We start from the raw sequence: 20,203 nt of genomic DNA, 5'->3' as shown, positions 1-20,203 counted from the left end.
AAGTTTGCGTGTCTTTTGTGGGAAACGAGTTCGCGATTTTTCGTTCGTTTGGCCAAACTTGACGTTATGCCTAAAAATGTCAACAAACTTTTGGTGGCGAATCGCGGCGAAATCGCGCTTCGCGTAGTGCGCACCGCACGCGAGATGGGGATTCCCACGGTTGCGGTGTACGCGGAACAGGATCGCCATGCGCAATATGTGCAGATGGCTGACGACGCATATCTGCTTTCCGGAGATACATACAAAGACACGTATCTCAACGAGGATCTGCTGATCGACATTCTGCAGCGCAGCGGTGCCGACGCAGTGCATCCCGGCTACGGATTCCTTTCCGAAGTCGCTACATTCGCACAGAAAGTGATCGACGCGGGCGCGGCTTGGGTTGGTCCCAATCCGAAAGCCCTCGTGGATTTGGGAGATAAGATCACCGCACGTCGTGTGGCGACTTTTGCAAAAGTTCCGCCGGTTCCCGGCATTTCCCAGTCAATTTCCGACATGCGATTGCTGCTTGATTTCGCACACACGCACGGTTATCCGCTGATGCTCAAGCGTACCGATGGCGGCGGTGGTCGAGGCATCACGCTGGTACGTAATGATGATGAGCTGCGCGGCTTCTACATGAATCATGACGCTCTGCAGGGCGGTGATTTGAACGAATATTTCGTGGAACGATTCATCGACAAGGGACGTCACGTCGAAACGCAGTGCGGTCGTGATTCGCACGGCAACTTCACCGTGTATTCCACGCGCGACTGCTCCGTGCAGCGCCGCAATCAGAAGCTTGTTGAAGAGGCTCCGGCACCGTTCCTTCCCTCCGAGGTGACCGACCAGCTGGAAGCCTACTCCCGCCGACTGTTCGAAGCGGTCGATTACGAAGGCCTTGGCACCTGCGAATTCATGGTGACCGAACAAGGCAAAGTGTACTTCCTGGAAGTCAATCCTCGCCTGCAGGTTGAGCATACCGTCAGCGAGGAGGTTTGCGGACTCGACTTGGTGCGCGAGCAGCTGACCATCGCCAACGGCGGGGAATTGACCGTGAATCATCCGCTTCGTGGACACAGTTTCGAATTGCGTCTGACCTGCGAAGATCCGGCAAAGAACCTTGCGCCAAGCTCCGGCACGCTGACTTCTCTGCGTTGGCCGTCCGGGCCGGGCATCCGTGTGGATTCCGGCGTGGTCGAAGGCGACACCATCTCGCCGAAATTCGATTCGATGATGGGCAAACTCGTGGTCACCGCTTCCGACCGCGCAGCGGCCGTGGCACGTGTGCGCCGAGCATTGAGCGAACTGAAAGTGGAAGGCGTGCCGACTCCGGCAAGCCTGTTCGAACAGATCTTCAATGACGACGAATTCACCGCCGAACACGGTGTCGCATACGATGCCAGCACCAAATGGCTGGAACGCAAGTACCTCAACAAAGCAGCCGCATCGTCCCAAGGCGGGCAGCCGGCATCCGTGTCTGGCGCGACGGGCTCTCTTGACGTCGACAAAAAGGAATCCAGCGAAACCTTCGTTATCGAAGTCAACAATCGCCGAGTGTCGCTGACCGTGCCGAACGATATCGTCGCCAACCTGACGGGCGGTGCCAAAGCGCGTGACGCGAAACGTGCCATCCAGCCTCTGCGCGGTCAGGGACTGCATCATGCGCAGAAAAAACAGCAAAGCAATGACGGACAATCCGGTGTGATCGCAAGCCCAATGCAGGCCGTCGTGACACGCATCAACGTGGCCGAAGGCCAGCAGGTGGCCAAGGGCGACCTGCTCGTCGTACTCGAATCCATGAAGATGGAAAACTACGTGTACGCGCCGGTCAAGGGCGCCGTCATCAAGATTTTCGTAGGGCCTGCGGCGGGTGTGGAAGCCGGCGAAACATTGATGACCATCGATGTGACCGGAGCGAGTGGCGCGAGCGGTAACGGGCAGCAAACTGACGGAACCGCTGTTGGCGACACTGTGGAAGGGGGTAAGTGATGACTGATATCATCGCAAGCCCGGCCGTTAAAGAAGCCGTGAAAATCGTGATGGAACAGCAGGAGCGACTCGGCAAAGACGCAACCGAAGCCGTCTCCGCGGCCGACGTGCCGGGCGCGTCCCAGCCAATCCGCGCATCCGTACTGCGAGCGGCGCAACTTGCGCACGAAGCGGAAGACCATGCACGCAATCGCCAGCACGTCAAAGGCAAGCTGACGGCACGCGAACGTCTCGATCTGCTGCTCGACACCGGTTCTTTTGAAGAGATCGGACGATTCTGCGGCGGCGACATCAACGGTGGTCGTGCGGGAGCGGCGGTCATCACCGGTTTCGGCGAAGTGTTCGGGCGCAAAGTCGCCGTCTATGCGCAGGACTTCTCCGTGCGCGGCGGCACGCTAGGCGTTGCGGAAGGCCGCAAGATCTGCCGATTGATGGACAAGGCGCTCGACCTGAAGGTGCCAATCATCGCGCTCATCGATTCGGGCGGCGCCCGCATTCAGGAAGGCGTAGCCGCACTGACGCAATACGGGCATCTGTTCCGTAAAACCTGTGACGCCAGCGGTTTCGTGCCGCAGCTTTCGCTGATTCTCGGCCCTTGCGCGGGCGGAGCCGTGTACTGCCCGGCGCTGACCGACCTGATCATCATGACCCGCGAGAACTCCAACATGTTCGTCACCGGTCCTGACGTGGTCAAAGCGGCCACCGGCGAAGTGATCAGCATGGACGATCTCGGTGGCGGCTATGTGCACAACGCCACCTCCGGAGTGGCGCACTATTTGGGCGAAGACGAAGCCGACGCGATCGACTACGCACGAACCGTGCTCGCCTACCTGCCATCCAACTCCGACCTGCAGCCGCCCACCTACGCGTACGCCGCAACCCGCGCCGACCGTGACGTGTCCAAACGACTCGCCACCATCGTGCCCGACAACGATCGCCAGCCATACGACGTGCTCGACGTGATCCGCTGCATCGTGGACTACGGCGAATTCGTGCAGGTGCACGAGCTGTTCGCATGCTCCGCAGTGGTGGGATTCGCCTGCGTGAACGGGCATCCGGTCGGCATTGTGGCCAACCAGCCGAACGTCAACGCGGGCATCCTCGACGTGGATTCCTCCGAAAAAGTGGCACGATTCGTGCGTTTGTGCGACGCGTTCAACCTGCCGGTCGTCACCTTGGTGGACACCCCCGGATACAAGCCGGGAGCCGAACAGGAACATGCGGGCATCATCCGCCGCGGTGCGAAAGTGATCTACGCCTACGCCAACGCGCAAGTGCCGCTGGTCACCGTGATCCTGCGAAAAGCCTTCGGCGGTGCCTACATCGTAATGGGATCCAAAGCCATTGGAGCCGACCTCAACTACGCTTGGCCATCCAGCCAAATCGCAGTGCTCGGCGCGGCCGGAGCGGTGAACATCATCCACCGCAAAGACCTGCAGAAAGCCAAAGACTCAGGCAAAGACGTCGAAGCGCTCCGGGCCAAATACGTGGCCGATTACGAACGCACCACCGTCAACGCGAATCTTTCGCTGGAAATGGGTGAAATCGACGCCATGATCGACCCCGAGCAAACGCGAGAAACCATCATCGAATCGCTCAAACTGCTCTCCAGCAAGAAGCGCGTGCGTAAAACCACCAAACACCATGGCAACCAGCCATTGTGACAGGTGCAAAGTGCGCGGATGAATCGTAAGCAAACGTAAACGCAAGAATCGATCGCAAGAACACATCGCAAGATTTTTAAAACAAGTAAGGAACATCATGAATACTTTTTTTCTTGATCGACTGAACGGTGAGCCGCACGCGCTTGCCTTCGCCGGACAATCCACCCCATGGCCGGTGGCGCTTGCCGACCAAAGCGCCAATCCAATGCTCAGCGAAGCGCTGCGCGCCCATGTCGACGCAGCCCAGGCGCTGCTGTACCCGGTGGCAGCCGACCTGCTCGCCACCACCGGCCGCCCGGTCGACCTGTTCGGATTCGAACCGAATCCGGCACGACTCGGCGCTGCCGCGGCGGCTTCCGCCAGCGTCCCTGGCATTGCGCTCGCCCAGTTGGGTGCGCTGCTTGACGCTACTTCTCTCGGCTACAATCCCGCCGTTGCCAAGCCGGTTGCCGTGCTCGGTCACTCCCAGGGCGTGCTCGCCGTGCACATGGTGCAGGCGATCGTTGAAGCAGGTTCCGTTGAGGCGGCTTCCGCACAAATCGATGAAATTCTTGCGATTGCCACGCTGATCGGTGTTGCCGGCACCCGTCAGGCACGTCAGCTTGGTCTTGCCGCACGTCACGGCGAAGCCACGCCGATGCTGTCGGTCAAAGACATCACCCGCGCGCAGGTGGACGCGCTGATCGAGCGTGTTTCCGGCGCTCGCGGCCCGATCGCAGTGGCCGTCACCAATTCCGCCACGCATTATGTGCTCTCCGGCTACCCGGAGGACCTGGCCGCGTTCGGCGTGGAAGTGGCCAAGGAACACAAGCACCAGGCCAAGCTGCGCGAAGAGAAGGTGCGTGGCGGTCGCGTGTTCGAACCGGTGCTCGAATACCTTGACGTAACCCTGCCGTTCCACAGCCCGCTTATGGCCGAGGCTGTTTCACAGGCTGTTTCATGGGCGGAATCTTGCGGAATCAACGTCGACCACGCTCACGAGCTTGCTGCCGAAGTGCTGCTCAACCATGTGGATTGGGCCGCCCGCGTGCGCGCGCTCATGAAATCCACCGATCCAAGCGCCCTGTGGGTGCTGGATTTCGGTCCGGGAACCACCGTCGGCAAGCTGTTCTCCACCGTTGCCCAAGGCACTGGTGTCGGCGTGGTGGAAGCCTCCACCGTGGCCGATCGTGGCACGCTCTCCACGTTGGAAACCCTGCCTGAGCGCACCCAGAACTGGACCCGCTTCGCACCAAGCATCATCCACACTTCCGCCGGAGACAAGGTGCGTACCGCATTCACCGAACTGACCGGCAAGGCTCCGGTACTGCTCGCCGGCATGACCCCGACCACCGTGGAACCGGAAATCGTGGCAGCGGCCGCCAACGCCGGCTACTGGGCAGAACTCGCAGGCGGCGGCCAGGTGACCGCCAGCGTGTTCGACCGTCATGTCGCCAAGCTGGAAGAAGAGCTTGAAGAAGGCCGTACCGTTGAGTTCAACGCAATGTTCATGGACCGCTACCTGTGGAACCTGCAGTTCGGATCCCAGCGCATCGTGCCGAAGAAGCGTGCCAGCGGCACCCCGATCGACGGCGTGGTCGTGTCTGCGGGCATTCCGGAACTTGACGAGGCCGTGGAACTCATTCACAATCTCAACGCCGACGGATTCCCGTATGTGAGCTTCAAGCCGGGCACCGTCGACCAGATTCGCCAGGTGGTGCGCATCGCCAAGGCCGTCGCTCCGGTCAAGGTGCTCATCGAAGTTGAAGGCGGCTCCGCAGGCGGCCACCATTCGTGGGAATCATTGGACGATCTGCTGCTGAGCACCTATGCCGAAGTGCGTGAACAGACCAATCTGGTGCTCGTGGTCGGCGGCGGTATCGGCACGCCGGAACGCGGCGCCGACTACATCACCGGCGAATGGTCCGCAGAGTACGGCCGTCCGCTCATGCCAGTGGATGGCGTGCTCGTTGGCACTGCCGTGATGACCGCCAAGGAAGCGCACACCAGCCCTGAAGTCAAGCAGATGCTTGTCAACACTCCGGGTATTCCCGCCAAGGGAGCCGACGGCGATCCGTTCGCTCCGTTGGGCGAGCAGTGGGTGCCGAGCGGCCAAGCCAAGGGCGGCGTCACTTCCGGCCTGAGCCATCTGCATGCCGACATCTACGAGCTGGAAAACTCTTCCGCACGTTGCGGACGCCTGCTGGTGCGCGTGATGAAGCATCCGGAAGAGCTGGAAAGCCGCCGCGAGGAAATCATCGAAGCGTTGAACGCCACCGCAAAGCCGTATTTCGGCGACCTGAAGGCCATGACATATCTCGCATGGGCGCAGCGTTTCGCCGATCTCGCCTTCCCGTGGGTCGACGAAACCTACGCCGATCGCTTCCTGCACTTGCTGCAGCGTATTGAAGCCCGCGTCACCACGCAGGAAAGCGGCGAATTCGTATCGCTGTTCGCATCCCGCGCCGATGTGGAAGCCGATCCGCATGCGGCCATCGCCAAGCTTGCCGAAGCCTATCCGCAAGCCGACGAACTGACCGTCACCCCGATGGATGAAGCCTGGTTCCCGGTGCTCGTGCGTGAATACCCGAAGCCAATGCCGTTCGTGCCCGTCATCGACAACGACCTGCTGCGTTGGTGGGGTCAGGATCAGCTGTGGCAGTCCGAAGACTCCCGTTACTCCGCCGATTCCGTGCGCATTATTCCTGGTCCGATCTCCGTTGCGGGCATCACCACCGTTGACGAACCTGTAGCCGACATTCTTGGACGCTTCGAAGCGGCCATGGTCAAGCGCGTTTCCGCAGAATCGCCAAGCGCGGACAAAACTGCGTTCGCACAGCTCGGAGCGGCATCTTCCGCAGAAGAATTCATTCGCAAATCCCCGAACATCTCGTGGGTGGGCCATCTCATGGCAAACCCGGCATACGGCACCAGCAATGGCGACGACAGCTACGAAATCCGCAAGATTTCCAGCGAAGGAAGCGTCGAAAAGTACGATCTCGACATTCATCTCGATACCTACTGGGACAACGATCCGGATGGTGGCGCATCCAAGCATGCCGTACGCGACATCGTCATTCCGCTGAACGTGGACGGCAACGAGTCCGGACTTTTCCCGGTGGTCGATCGCGACCGCCTGCCGGAACACGTGTATCGTATGCTCGCAGACACTGCCGGCATTGGTAACACTGCCATTACTGGCGACAAGCTCACCGCCATGCCCGTTATTGAACAGATGGCAGACAAAGCCTCCTATCCGTTCGGTCAGGCGCATGCCAGCTACACGCTGTCGGCCAACCTCGGCTTCGACCATGAGGCAGCCACCGGCGGTGCACTGCCAAGCGATCTGGTGCCGTCCCGCATCGCACCGGACGCACTCGTCGGACCGGCATGGCCCGCCATTTACGCGGCCCTCGGATCCGTGTACGTCAACGGCTTCCCTGTAATCGAAGGCCTGCTCAACGCAGTGCATCTCGATCATCTCATCGAACTGGAAGTCAGCGAAGACGAACTGCTCAAGCATATCGGTGAACAGATCGCGCTGACCAGCTGGGCCGAAAACTACTTCGAATCGGCATCCGGCCGTGTGGTGACCATCCACGTCACCCACCGCGCGCAAGACGGCACCGTGCTTGCCAACGAAACCGAACGTTTCGCCATCCGCGGCCGCGCATACTCCGACGCACTGCCGCCGGAAGCACCGGACTATGGTGGAATCGACGCGGAAATCGAAAGCACTCCGCGCCGACTGCTGCGCCGCGTCAAGGTGACCGCTCCACACGAGATGACCGCCTTCGCACGTACTTCCGGCGATTTCAACCCGATCCATACTTCGCATCGTGGCGCTGCTGTTTCCGGTCTTACGGCACCGCTCGTGCACGGCATGTGGCTCTCCGCAACCGCGCAATACGCGGTGCAGGCGCTTGACGGCAAGGGTGCGCACTACGAAATCGCAGGCTGGACCTACAACATGTACGGCATGGTGCAGCTTGACGATGAAGTGGAAATCTCCGTCGAACGAGTCGGCCGCGTGGCACACTCCGGCATAGTGCTCGAAGTGACCAGCCGTATCGACGGCAACATCGTGTCTCGTGGCACCGCCATCGTGCGTGCGCCGAAGTCCGCGTTCGTATACCCGGGCCAGGGCATTCAGCAGCAGGGTATGGTGCTCGACGAGCGTGCCAAGTCCCCGGCCGCACGAGACGTGTGGAAGCGCGCCGACAAGGTGACCCGCGAGAAGCTTGGATTCTCGATCCTTGCCGTCGTACGCGACAATCCGAAGGAACTGACCGCCAACGGCGTGACCTACCGCCATCCGGAAGGCCTGCTCAACCTGACCCAGTTCACGCAGGTGGCGCTCGCCACCGTGGCATTCGCCCAGACCGCACGTCTGCGCGAAGCCGGCGCCGACATTTGGCCCGCCTATTTCGCAGGCCACTCGCTGGGCGAATACAACGCGCTGAGCTCCTTCGCCAACGTGATTCCGCTGGAAACCGTGATCGAACTCGTGTTCCACCGCGGCTCCACCATGCATCACCTCATTCCGCGCGATGAGAAGGGCCGTTCCAACTACCGTATGGGTGCGTTGCGTCCGAACCAGTTCGGTGTGGGCGATGACGGCGTGCGCGAGTACGTCGAATCCGTGTCGAAGGCTTCCGGCGAGTTCCTGCAAATCGTGAACTACAACCTGGCGGGCCAGCAGTATGCCGTGGCAGGCACCATCGCCGGTCTAAAGGCGCTGAAGGCCGATTCCGCCCGCCGTGTGGCCGAATATGGCGGCAAGCCCGCGTTCATGCTGGTGCCGGGCATCGATGTGCCGTTCCATTCCACGCTGCTGCGCAAGGGTGTGCCGGAATTCCGCGACAAGCTCGACGCACTCCTGCCTCAGACCATCGATTACCGTGGCCGTCTGGTCGGACGCTATATTCCGAACCTGGTCGCGGCTCCGTTCGACATGACGAAGGAATTCGCGGCCAAGATTCTCGAAGTCGTGCCGTCCGAACGTATTCAGGCTGCTTTGGATGATCCGCAGATTTGGGATTCCTATGCTGCGGATGATCAGAAGCTCGGCCGATTGCTGCTTACGGAACTGCTGTCTTGGCAGTTCGCTTCTCCGGTGCGTTGGATCGAGACGCAGGCTCTGCTGTTCGGTTCCGCCGAGCAGGGCGGTCTTGGTGTGGAAGAGTATGTGGAGGTTGGCCTCGGCAATGCTCCGACGCTCGCCAATCTGGGGTCCAAGACGTTGCGTCTGCCGCAGTTTGCCGGTCGCGATGTGACGGTGTACAACGTTGGTCGCGATGAAGGCCGCGTATACATGACCGATTCCGATTCGCTGGTTCCGGAAGAAGATGCTGACGATTCTGCAGTTGCGACTTCTGCCTCTTCTGCGGCTGCTGCTCCGGCTGTTGCCTCGGCTCCTGCAGCTGCTCCTGCTGCTGTTGCGGAAGTTCCGGTTGCTGCAGCTCCCGCCGGTGCTCCGTCTGGCGCTGCCGTCGCGGATATTCCATTCAAGGCATCCGATGCGATTGCCACATTGCTGGCTTACTCGGCTAAGGTTCGCCCCGATCAGATCGGCGAAAGCGATACCACCGATACGCTGACCAATGGTGTGTCTTCTCGCCGTAATCAGCTGCTTATGGACATCAGTTCCGAACTGGGTGTGGCTTCCGTGGATGGCGCTGCCGAGGCGACGGTCAAGGCACTGAGCGCTCTGGTCAACAAGGTCGCTCCGAACTACAAGGCGTTCGGTCCGGTGCTGTCTGACATTGTGCGCGACCGTGTGCGTGGCATGTTCGGCGCCGCCGGTGTGAAGCTCGGCCAAATCACTAAGCGTGTGACCGACACTTGGCAGCTTGGCGAAGGCTGGGCCAGCCATGTGGTGGCTGCTCTCGTGCTCGAAACTCGTGAAGGCGCAAGCTCCCGCGGTGGCGATCTTGCCTCCCTGAGCACTGACGCGGCTTCCAATGCGGCCACAGCCAATGCGCTGATCGATGCGGCCGTGCAGAAGGTTGCCGCCGATAAGGGCATCACCGTTGCCATGCCGAGCGCTGGTGGTGCCGCCGGTGGCGCAGTTGTCGATTCCGCTGCTTTGGATGCATTCGCGGCCAAGGTGACCGGCGCCGATGGCGTGCTCGCCTCCACCGCGAAGTTCGTGCTGAACCAGCTGGGCGTTGCCGCTCCGGTTACCGAAGACGCAACCGACGAGAATGCCGCTGTTGTGGCCGCGGTCGAAGCTGAACTTGGCGCCGACTGGCCGAAGCAGGTCGAACCTCGTTTCGACGAGCGCAAGGCCATTCTGTTCGACGATCGTTGGGCTTCCGCACGTGAGGATCTGGCACGCGCCTACTATAACAACGACGAATCCGCGTTGAACGGCAGCTTCATCGGTCTTGGTGAGACCATTGCCGACGAAGCCGCCTGGTATGCGGACAAGAGCGATAGTGCGGATCTGAAGGCCGCTTTCAAGCGTGTTGCCGACGAAGCCATTCAGAACGCTTCTGAATCGGCGGAAACCAGCCGTTTCGCTGGAGATATCGCCGTGGTGACGGGTGTTGCCCCGAATTCCATCGCAGCGCAGGTGGTCAACGGCCTGCTTGCCGGTGGTGCCACCGTGGTTGCCACCTCGCACAGCTTCAAGCCGAGCGTGAAGGCGTGGGCTAAGCAGACCTACCGTGAGCATGCGGCGGGCGATGCCAAGCTGTGGCTGGTTCCTGCGAACCTCTCGAGCTACCGTGACGTGGACGCGTTGGTCGCTTGGGTTGGCAATGTGCAGAAGAAGACTTCCGGTGCGACCACCACGATTCTCAAGCCTGCTTACGAGCCGAGCCTATTCTTCCCGTTCGCGGCTCCGCCGGTGCATGGCAGCCTCGCTGATTCCGGCGAGCTGTTCGAATCTCAGGCTCGCCTCATGCTGTGGGGTGTTGAGCGTGCGATTGCCGGACTTGCGAAGATCGGTGCCGACACTGATGTGCAGCATAAGTTGCATGTGGTGTTGCCGGGCTCTCCGAACCGCGGTATTTTCGGCGGAGATGGTGCTTACGGCGAGGTGAAGAGCGCATTTGATGCGATTGTGAATCGTGCTCGTGCTGAAAAGGTGTGGTCGAGCCGTGTGACCTTCGCCCATCCGAAGATCGGCTGGGTGCGTGGCACCGGCCTGATGGGCGGCAATGATCCGCTGGTAGAAGTGGTGGAACGTCACGGTCTGAAGACTTACTCCACCGCCGAAATCGCGGTTGAACTGCTGAACCTCTCCACCCGCGAATCCCGTATCGAAGCGGCCAAGGCTCCGCTCGACGTGGATCTGACCGGCGGACTCGGCAACGAGCCGATCGATATCAAGGCACTGCGTGCGGAAGCCATGGAAGACGCGGCTCAGGCGGAAGCGGCGAATGCCAAGAACGCAATCGCAGGTAACGAATCCGATACTGCGGTCAAGACGCTCATCAAGGCGCTGCCAAGCCCGCGTGCTCCGCGTCAGGCCAAGGTCGATCTTGCCGATTGGCAGAACGTCAGCGCACGTCCGGAAGACGAAATCGTCATCGTGTCCGTGGGTGAACTTGGCCCATGGGGCTCCGGCCGCACCCGCTTCGAAGCCGAACTCGGCATCCATTCCGACGGCCAAGTGGATCTGTCTGCCGGCGCGGTGCTCGAACTGGCGTGGAACATGGGCTTGCTGGCGTGGAACGACAGTCCCAAGCCGGGCTGGTACGACGTTGACGGCAACCTCGTGCCTGAGGAGGATATCGCGGAACGCTACCATGACGAGGTTGTGGCCCGCTCCGGTGTGCGTCCGTTCGATGAAGGCATGGGCAACGACTATAGGGACGGCACCGACGAGGAAGAGGCCGAGGTGTTCCTTGACCACGATGTGACCTTCTCGGTTCCGACTCGTGAGATCGCCGAAGAGTACGTCAAGCTCGACGAAGCCCACACCAGCTTCGCGGCCGATGCCGAATCCGGTGAATGGAACGTCACCCGCCATGCTGGCTCCATGATTCGCGTGCCTCGTCGCGCGGCAATGACCCGCACGGTCGGCGGCCAGTTCCCGAAGGGCTTTGACCCGGTCAAGTGGGGCATTCCGGCTTCCATGGTCGGCGACGTCGACAAGATCGCCCTGTGGAACATCGTCACCACGGTTGATGCCTACCTGTCCGCAGGCTTCACGCCGACCGAAATCCTCGAAGCGGTGCATCCGTCGATGGTCGCCTCCACGCAGGGTACCGGTTTCGGCGGCATGGCCTCTATGCGCAAGCTCTACCTGGATCGCTTCCTCAACCACGAGATCCCGACCGACATCCTGCAGGAAGCCCTGCCGAACGTCGTCGCGGCGCACGTGATGCAGTCTTACATCGGCGGTTACGGCAACATGATCCAGCCGGTTTCCGCCTGCGCCACCGCCGCCGTCTCCCTTGAGGAAGGCGCCGACAAGATCGCGCTCGGCAAGGCCGACTTCGTGGTCACCGGCGCAATCGACGACATCGGCGTCGAATCCGTGATCGGCTTCGGTAACATGAATGCCACCGCCAACTCCGAGGAGATGTACGCCAAGGGCATCGACGCGCGATTCTTCTCCCGTGCGAACGACCGTCGTCGCGGCGGATTCGTGGAATCCCAGGGTGGCGGCACCGTTCTGCTGACCCGTGGCGATATTGCGTTGAAGCTCGGCCTGCCGGTTGCCGGCGTGATCGGATTCGTGCACTCCTACGCCGACGGCGCGCACACTTCCATCCCGGCTCCGGGCTTGGGCGCGCTTGCAGCGGGCATGGGCGGCAAGGATTCCAAGCTGGTGCGCGATCTGGCCCGTCTCGGCGTCACTCCGGATGACATCGCCGTGGTTTCCAAGCACGATACGTCTACCAACGCCAACGATCCGAACGAATCCGAACTGCACAACACGTTGGCCCACGCCATTGGCCGTGCTGACGGCAACCCGCTGTTCGTGATCTCGCAGAAGACGCTTACCGGCCATGCCAAGGGCGGTGCCTGCATCTTCCAGGTCAACGGTCTGACCCAGCTATTCAAGTCCGGTGTGATCCCGGCCAATGCCGCCCTTGACTGCGTTGATCCGAAGCTCATGCGCGACGACCACATGGTCTGGCTGCGCGAGCCGCTGAAGGTCGGCTCCGTTAAGGCAGGCCTGGCCACGTCGCTCGGTTTCGGTCACGTATCTGGCTTCGCTGCGATCGTCAATCCGGGCGCATTTGAAGCTGCGGTGGCCAACACCGCGGGCGTCGAGGCGCTGAATGCATGGCGTGATCGCGCCAACGAGCGTCTGGCCGCTGGTCAGCGTCGCCTTGAGGAAGGCATGATGGGACGCGCCGCGCTCTACGAGCCGATCGACAACCGTCGCTTCCATGAAGATGGCCGCGGCTACAACGCGCACGAAGTGGAGAAGGCCATGCTGCTCGATCCTAACGCGCGTCTGAGCGCCTCCGGCTACTTCGAAGCCTGATCCCCGCGTCTGAGCGCCTGAAATTTCTGGCGCTCAGCGCACGATTATCAATCACGTATCTGTCGCAATCTCAGCATTTCGCGGCAGATACGGGATTTTCATATTCTTGAATCACCTTACTGCCCGTCTGCACAACTCCCGTTCCATGTCTGCACAGTGCGGACGACAGAGGATGAAGCGCTTAAGTATGATGGTATCCTTGCATGAAAACGAAGTGTCGCCCGCCTGTTTTGCGGAAGTCGACATGGTTCGTTTCTTCCTGAAAACTTTCGAAAGGCTGGAAAATGCTGGGTTTGGGGCATGACGTCGTGGATGTGCCTGCGTTCGCCGAGCAACTGGGCGAACCTGGGTCGCGCATGCGAAACCTGTTCTCCGCGCGCGAGCTATGGCAGACCACTCAACGGGCGCGGGTCAAGCGGGATGGCGAGGCGGTGCATCTTGCGGCCCGCTGGGCGGGCAAGGAGGCCTTCCTCAAGGCGTGGTGCGAGGCGATTTCGTGTAGGGCGAAAGGAGATGGCGACATTGCATATCCGTACACGCTTGACGATTTTCCTTGGTCGCGCATCGAAATACTTGACGATTCCCACGGCGTGCCCCACGTCATGCTCTCACCCGAGGTGCGATGCAAGTTGCGGCAATCGTTGGGGTTGCCGGTTGACGGGGATGGCCAATCGTGCGAAATGCATATTTCCATCAGCCATGACGGAGCTGTTGCATCCGCGGTGGTGACAATAGAAGCGTGAATGGCGATTGCGCAATCGCGGGCAATCGCACAATAACCAGTAATTTCGTCAATCGATTGACATTGGTCGTCAAAACGCCTCGAACCGGTTTGATAAAACCGTTGATTCACGTTACACTTGTGCCAGCATCGCAGCAATGAAAGCAGTGAAACCCAATACTCATAACAACGAGGTTCCCTGAGAAGAGGAGTAGAGGAATGGCACGTTCCAAGTCCGACCAAGCGTTTGACGAGCGCATCGCGAAGAACAGCGAAGAACTGCATGAACTGCTGACGGAACTGTACGGAGAACAGGCCGACGAAGCCTTCCGAAACCTCACCGAGCTGATGAAGGCGTCGCATGCGGCGCGCCCCGCCGATTTGAAACGCCTCGACACCAAGCGTCTTGCCGATCCGGAATGGTACAAGCGCGGCAACATGTTCGGCATGACCATGTACACCGATCTATTCGCCGGAGATCTAAAGAAACTCGCAGACAAGGTGCCATATCTGAAAGAGCAGAAGCTCACGTATCTGCACCTGATGCCGTTGCTGAAAATGCCGCATCCGCAGAACGACGGCGGTTATGCGGTGGAAGATTTCGACACCGTCGATCCGTCGCTCGGTACTAATGAAGACCTCGCGGCGCTCACCAAAAAACTGCGTGCGGCCGGCATCAGCCTGTGCCTCGACTTCGTGATGAACCACACCGCATCCAGCCATCGTTGGGCTAAGGCGGCTCAAGCGGGCGATCCGAAATATCAGGATTACTACTACTGTTACGACGACCGCACTGTTCCCGACCAGTACGACGCCGTGGTGCCGGAAGTCTTCCCGGCCACCGCCCCCGGCAACTTCACCTGGAACGAACGGATGCACAAGTGGGTGCTCACCTCGTTCTACCCGTTCCAGTGGGATCTGAACTACCGTAACCCGAACGTACTCGTGTCGGTGCTCTCCAGCGTGCTCGGCCTCGCCAATCTTGGAGTCGAAGTGTTCCGCATCGACGCCGTGCCTTACATCTGGAAGGAACTCGGCACCAACTGCCGCAACCTGCCGCAAGTGCACACCATCGTGCGCATGTTGCGCATCGTGCTCGAATGCGTCTGCCCGGCCGTAGTGCTGAAGGGCGAAGTGGTGATGGCCCCCAAGGAACTCGCCGCCTACTTCGGCACGCCGGAAAAGCCGGAATGCCACATGCTCTACAACGTGTCGGTCATGGTGAATCTATGGAGTGCGCTTGCCAGTGGAGATGTGCGCCTACTCAAAGACCAGCTCGACAAGCTTAACGCGCTGCCGGAGAACTGCTGGTTCGTCAACTACCTGCGCTGCCATGACGACATTGGCTGGGGCTTGGACGAGCCGGTGGAGGAGAGTCTCGGCATCGACCCGCTCAAGCACAAGGAATTCCTGTACCACTTCTACGAGGGCTCGATGCCCGGCAGCTGGGCCATGGGCGAGCTGTACAACTACGACGAGGCGTCGAAGGATGCGCGCAGCTGCGGCACCACGGCCAGTCTGTGCGGTGTGGAACGCGCTCTGATCACGCATGACAAGCCGTTGCTCGACATTTCGATGAAACGCGATTTGATGATGCATTCCGCCATGTCGTTCCTGCGTGGCTTCCCCATGTTGAGCTGCGGCGACGAAATCGTGCAGCTCAACGGCTGGGAATACAAGGAAGATCCTGACCGCGTCGAGGATTCGCGTAATCTGCATCGCAGCCCCTTCAATTGGGAGAATGCGGCCAAGCGCAAGCAGACTGGCACCCTGCAGAAGCAGATGTGGGACGGATTGAAGAGCGTTCGTGAGATGCGCGACGATCCCGCTTTCGCGCCCGAAGCATGGGTCACCACTTGGGACGCGCATAATGATGCGGTTCTTGCGGTGGTGCGCCATGTTGAAGGACGCACTGTTCTCGGATTGTTCAATTTCTCGTCCGCACGTCAGATCGCACGTCTTGATTCGGATGGCGACATCGTGCTTCCCGCTGAGGTCGCGTTGGAACCGTACCAGGTTTGCGTGGTCGAAAAATAATTATTGCGATTTCGACTTGCGATTGTTGAGGGAATGTGTATAATAGCTCGAGTCGTTTCATGTTGACTTCGGTCGGCATAGACGGTGCGCGGATGTAGCTCAATGGTAGAGCCTCAGTCTTCCAAACTGATTACGCGGGTTCGATTCCCGTCATCCGCTCCACACAATCGTTAGAGAAGAAGAAAGGCGTGCTTAATGGCACGCCTTTTGCATACCTGCCGTGCGATTGCTTCGACGACTGGGTATGCTGGACGTGTCGTGACAGCGGCGTGACGGTCGCAGCAGGCGGTAATCGCAATACAACGGAGCGGGTATGGCACAAACGCAAGGCAACAAGGTGACGGAAGTCGTCGACGGCGTGATCGAACAGGTCGACGTTTCCAAGCATCCGACGGCGTCCATTGAAGCGTCTGATCTTTCCTTGGCCGACATCGAGCGTCGTAAATCGCATCCGGCACACTGGGTGCTGTTCATCGCTCTGGTGCTGGTGGCTCTGATCGTGCCCTACTGGTGGGGACGTTTTCTCGCGGTCAAGGATGCGGCTTGGATTGTCGGCAACCTCGGTTTCCTTGATCCCAAGGGTGTTGCGTTGATTTCGTGGACTGTCACCATCATGGCGATGACCGGCTTGGGATTGATGGTCGCCGATGTGAAGAAATGGCTGTGGGGCACGGTTTTTGTGGTGGGACTCGCCGCCGAGCAGTTCGTTGCCGGCATGTGCCTGCTGAGCTTCAACTTCTGGAACGCCACTTATGTGATGTATGGCGATTCCTCGGGGCTTGCCAACGCCGCGAATCTTGGCATTATCGCGGCCGGATGCGGTGTCGCCGTCTACGCGGTGCTGTGGGTTGGACTGCTGGTCTGCATCAAAAAGGAATCGAAATTCAATGTGCTTACGCGCAGTTGGGCGTCGTTTTTGCTGTTTTTCGTGATTGAGAGCATTTCGCTCGCGGTGGTGCTGTTCGGCGGGCTGCTGAACGTGGTCTGAAGCGTCGCTTGCGGAATGGTCTGATTTGGTCTGCCCCTCGTGTATGATTTCCCTTTGGCGTATTTCGCCCGCGGATAGAGAGCGCGTCGGTATTGGACCGGCAGCACCGCGCAGCAACATAAGGAGGATGCCGTGGCACTTACGGCTGAGGAAAAGCAGGAAATCATCAAGACTTACGCTACCCACGAGGGTGACACCGGCTCCCCGGAGGTCCAGGTTGCTCTGCTGACCAAGCGTATCGCTGATCTGACCGAGCACCTCAAGGAGCACAAGCATGATCACCACTCCCGTCGTGGTCTGCTGCTGATGGTCGGCGATCGTCGTCGTATGCTTGATTACCTCAAGCGCGTTGACATCAACCGTTACCGCTCCCTGATCGAGCGTCTGGGTCTGCGCCGATAGTTAAATTCTTCCGCCCGAATGCCTTCCTTGGCGTTCGGGCGTTTTTGCATGACAGCCGCGTTGAGGAAAAGACAGTTTGAAAGCCCAAGGTTTAGGGCGCATGAGGTCTAGAATCTAAAGATGAGGAAGCGACGAAGGTAACGTCGCGTCACGCATGCAGAAATCGGTTGGAGTCCGCTGAAGAGGACTGCCGATAGTTGGTAAAAGAAAAGAAAAAAGGAGGAACCCTATGGAGGGTCCCGAAATCAAGGCTGTTGAAGCCGTAATCGATAATGGTTCATTCGGTAAGCGCACGTTGCGCTTCGAGACTGGTCGTCTCGCCCAGCAGGCGGATGGTGCCGTCGCCGCCTATCTTGACGATGATTCGATGATTCTGTCGACCACCACCGCCGGTTCCAGCCCGAAGGAGAACTACGACTTCTTCCCGCTTACCGTGGACGTGGAAGAGAAGATGTACGCCGCCGGCAAGATTCCGGGATCGTTCTTCCGCCGTGAAGGCCGCCCGAGCTCCGAAGCTATTCTCGCTTGCCGTATCATCGACCGACCGCTGCGCCCGCTATTCCCGCACACGCTGCGCAACGAAGTGCAGGTTGTGGAAACCGTGCTCGCCGTCAACCCGGACGATGCTTACGATGTTATCGCTCTGAACGCTGCTTCCGCTTCCACCATGATTTCCGGTCTGCCGTTCGAGGGTCCGGTTTCCGGCGTTCGTCTGGCTCTGATCGACGGTCAGTGGGTCGCTTTCCCGCGTTGGAGCGAGCGTGAGCGCGCCGTGTTCGAAATCGTGGTTGCCGGCCGCGTGGTGGAGAACGGCGATGTTGCCATCGCTATGATCGAAGCTGGCGCAGGTAAGAACGCCTGGCACCTCATCTACGACGAAGGCCAGACCAAGCCGGACGAGGAAGTCGTTGCCGGTGGTCTTGAAGCCGCCAAGCCGTTCATCAAGGTGATCTGCGAGGCTCAGGCCGAACTCAAGAACATCGCTGCGAAGGAAACCAAGGAATTCCAGCTCTTCCCGGAGTACACCGAAGATCTGTACAACCGCATCGACGAAATCGCCCACGCTGATCTCGACGAGGCTCTCTCCATTGCCGAGAAGCTGCCGCGTCAGGATCGCATTCATGAGATCAAGGAAGGCGTCAAAGCCACTCTCGCCGGTGAATTCACCGACATGGACGATGCCGAAAAGGAAAAGGAGATCGGCAATGCGTTCAAGGAGCTGCAGCGCCAGATCGTGCGTCGCCGCATCCTGACCCAGGATTACCGCATCGACGGCCGTGGTCTGCGCGACATCCGCACCCTGTCCGCTGAAGTGGACATCGTTCCGCGCGTGCACGGTTCCGCACTGTTCCAGCGTGGCGAAACCCAGATTCTGGGCGTCACCACCCTGAACATGCTCAAGATGGAACAGCAGATCGACGCACTGTCCGGTCCGCAGTCCAAGCGTTACATGCACAACTATGAGATGCCGCCGTACTCCACCGGTGAAACCGGCCGTGTCGGCTCCCCGAAGCGTCGTGAAATCGGTCACGGTGCTCTGGCCGAGAAGGCTCTCGTGCCTGTGATGCCGAGCCGTGAAGAGTTCCCGTACGCCATCCGTCAGGTCTCCGAAGCCATTGGTTCCAACGGTTCCACCTCCATGGGTTCCGTGTGCGCTTCCACCCTGTCGTTGCTCGCCGCAGGCGTGCCGCTGAAGGCTCCGGTTGCCGGCATTGCCATGGGCCTCGTGTCCGGTGATGTTGACGGCCAGCACATCTTCAAGACCCTGACCGATATTCTCGGTGCCGAAGACGCATTCGGCGATATGGACTTCAAGGTCGCCGGCACTTCCGAATTCATCACCGCCCTGCAGCTTGACACCAAGCTCGACGGCATTCCGGCAGACATTCTGGCCTCCGCTCTGCAGCAGGCCAAGGAAGCCCGCACCACCATTCTCGAAGTCATCAACGAGTGCATCGACGGCCCGGCCGAGATGAGCCCGTATGCTCCGCGCATCATCACCACCACCGTTCCGGTCGACAAGATCGGCGAGGTCATCGGCCCGAAGGGCAAGATGATCAACCAGATTCAGGAAGAGACCGGTGCGGAAATCGCCATTGAAGATGACGGTACCGTGTTCATCTCCTCCGAGGGTGGCGACGGCGCTGAAAAGGCCAAGCAGATCATCGACCAGATCGCCAACCCGCACGTTCCTGAAGCCGGCGAAACCTACAACGGTAAGGTTGTGAAGACCACCTCCTTCGGTGCCTTCGTGAACCTGACCCCGGGCACCGACGGTCTGCTGCACATCTCCCAGATTCGTAATCTGGCCAACGGCGAGCGTATCGATGCCGTCGAAGACGTGCTCAAGGAAGGCGACACCGTTGAGGTGGTCGTGCAGGGCGTTGACGATCGTGGCAAGATCTCCCTGGCCATTCCGGGCTACGAAGATCAGGAATCTTCCGCTCCGCGTCGTGAGCGTTCCGATCGCGACGACCGTCGCAGCAGCCGTGGCCGTCGTGATGACCGTCGTGATGACCGTCGTTCCGATCGTGACGATCGTGATTATGATGATCGTCCGCGCCGTCGTCGTTCCGATCGTGACGATGACCGCGACTACGATGATCGTCCGCGCCGTCGTCGTTCCGATCGCGATGACCGTGATTATGATCGTGATGACCGTCGTTCCGATCGTGACGATCGTGATTATGATGATCGTCCGCGTCGCCGTCGTTCCGATCGTGACGATCGTGATTATGATCGTGATGATCGTCGTTCCGACCGTCGCCGCAGCAGCCGCCGCGACGACCGCAATCCGCGTTACGCAGCCGACGAGAACTACGACGAGTACCGTGCCGATCGCGAAGAGCGTTCTGAGCGTCCTCGCCGTCGCGTCCGCCGCGACTTCGATCCGTTCGAAGACTGACGTCCTCAAGAGGATCCCTCGCAGCATAACTGCATAACTGATTGACTGAAGTGCCCTGTGCCGAAAGGTGCGGGGTACTTTTCGT

Annotated in this window: 7 protein-coding genes, 1 tRNA gene and 2 pseudogenes; all 10 read left to right on the top strand. The window is 60.0% G+C overall.

Going from position 1 to position 20,203, the window contains the following annotated elements; translation table 11 throughout:
* Positions 1 to 66 precede the first annotated feature (66 nt).
* The 10 genes and pseudogenes from CE153_RS01175 (at position 67) to CE153_RS01135 (ending at position 20,118) form a co-directional block, all read left to right on the top strand.
* Positions 67 to 1,971, top strand: coding sequence for an ATP-binding protein (locus CE153_RS01175; RefSeq protein WP_099571176.1), 1,905 nt, complete (start codon positions 67 to 69; stop codon positions 1,969 to 1,971).
* On the top strand, positions 1,971 to 3,635 hold the full coding sequence (locus CE153_RS01170; protein WP_099594869.1) for an acyl-CoA carboxylase subunit beta: 1,665 nt from the start codon (positions 1,971 to 1,973) through the stop codon (positions 3,633 to 3,635). Before CE153_RS01175 ends, CE153_RS01170 begins: the two co-directional genes overlap by 1 nt.
* A 97-nt stretch (positions 3,636 to 3,732) precedes the next feature.
* Positions 3,733 to 6,735, top strand: a pseudogene (locus CE153_RS09140) (fatty acid synthase subunit beta domain-containing protein); the annotation flags it as partial.
* 132 nt (positions 6,736 to 6,867) lie between these two features.
* A pseudogene (locus CE153_RS01165) lies at positions 6,868 to 13,065 on the top strand (acyltransferase domain-containing protein); the annotation flags it as partial.
* Between the two features lie 284 nt (positions 13,066 to 13,349).
* Complete coding sequence (locus CE153_RS01160; protein WP_099571005.1) at positions 13,350 to 13,808, top strand: holo-ACP synthase; 459 nt, start codon at positions 13,350 to 13,352, stop codon at positions 13,806 to 13,808.
* Positions 13,809 to 14,005: 197 nt separating this feature from the next.
* Positions 14,006 to 15,823 carry an alpha-amylase family protein gene (locus CE153_RS01155; RefSeq protein ID WP_099594867.1) on the top strand — a complete coding sequence of 606 codons (1,818 nt, stop codon included), beginning with the start codon at positions 14,006 to 14,008 and terminating at the stop codon, positions 15,821 to 15,823.
* A gap of 88 nt (positions 15,824 to 15,911) precedes the next feature.
* Positions 15,912 to 15,985 (top strand) — tRNA-Gly (locus CE153_RS01150).
* A gap of 151 nt (positions 15,986 to 16,136) precedes the next feature.
* Complete coding sequence (locus tag CE153_RS01145) at positions 16,137 to 16,811, top strand: hypothetical protein (RefSeq protein ID WP_099594866.1); 675 nt, start codon at positions 16,137 to 16,139, stop codon at positions 16,809 to 16,811.
* A 132-nt stretch (positions 16,812 to 16,943) separates the two neighbouring features.
* Positions 16,944 to 17,213: a 30S ribosomal protein S15 gene (gene rpsO / locus CE153_RS01140; RefSeq protein ID WP_003807806.1), complete on the top strand. Its 270-nt coding sequence runs from the start codon at positions 16,944 to 16,946 to the stop codon at positions 17,211 to 17,213.
* A 229-nt stretch (positions 17,214 to 17,442) separates the two neighbouring features.
* Positions 17,443 to 20,118, top strand: coding sequence for a polyribonucleotide nucleotidyltransferase (locus CE153_RS01135; RefSeq protein WP_099594865.1), 2,676 nt, complete (start codon positions 17,443 to 17,445; stop codon positions 20,116 to 20,118).
* Positions 20,119 to 20,203: the final 85 nt, after the last annotated feature.

This window comes from Bifidobacterium sp. N4G05, assembly GCF_002742445.1.
Lineage (GTDB): Bacteria > Actinomycetota > Actinomycetes > Actinomycetales > Bifidobacteriaceae > Bifidobacterium > Bifidobacterium hominis.
The sequence above is the reverse complement of the archived record's forward strand: the minus strand, read 5'-3'. Positions and strand labels throughout refer to the sequence as shown.

Excerpts from the sequence above, each read along its gene's own strand:
- CE153_RS01135 (WP_099594865.1), top strand. The coding sequence starts at position 17,443 with ATGGAGGGTCCCGAAATCAAGGCTGTTGAAGCCGTAATCGATAATGGT.
- CE153_RS01170 (WP_099594869.1), top strand. The coding sequence starts at position 1,971 with ATGACTGATATCATCGCAAGCCCGGCCGTTAAAGAAGCCGTGAAAATC.
- CE153_RS01160 (WP_099571005.1), top strand. The coding sequence starts at position 13,350 with ATGCTGGGTTTGGGGCATGACGTCGTGGATGTGCCTGCGTTCGCCGAG.
- CE153_RS01155 (WP_099594867.1), top strand. The coding sequence starts at position 14,006 with ATGGCACGTTCCAAGTCCGACCAAGCGTTTGACGAGCGCATCGCGAAG.
- CE153_RS01145 (WP_099594866.1), top strand. The coding sequence starts at position 16,137 with ATGGCACAAACGCAAGGCAACAAGGTGACGGAAGTCGTCGACGGCGTG.
- CE153_RS01175 (WP_099571176.1), top strand. The coding sequence starts at position 67 with ATGCCTAAAAATGTCAACAAACTTTTGGTGGCGAATCGCGGCGAAATC.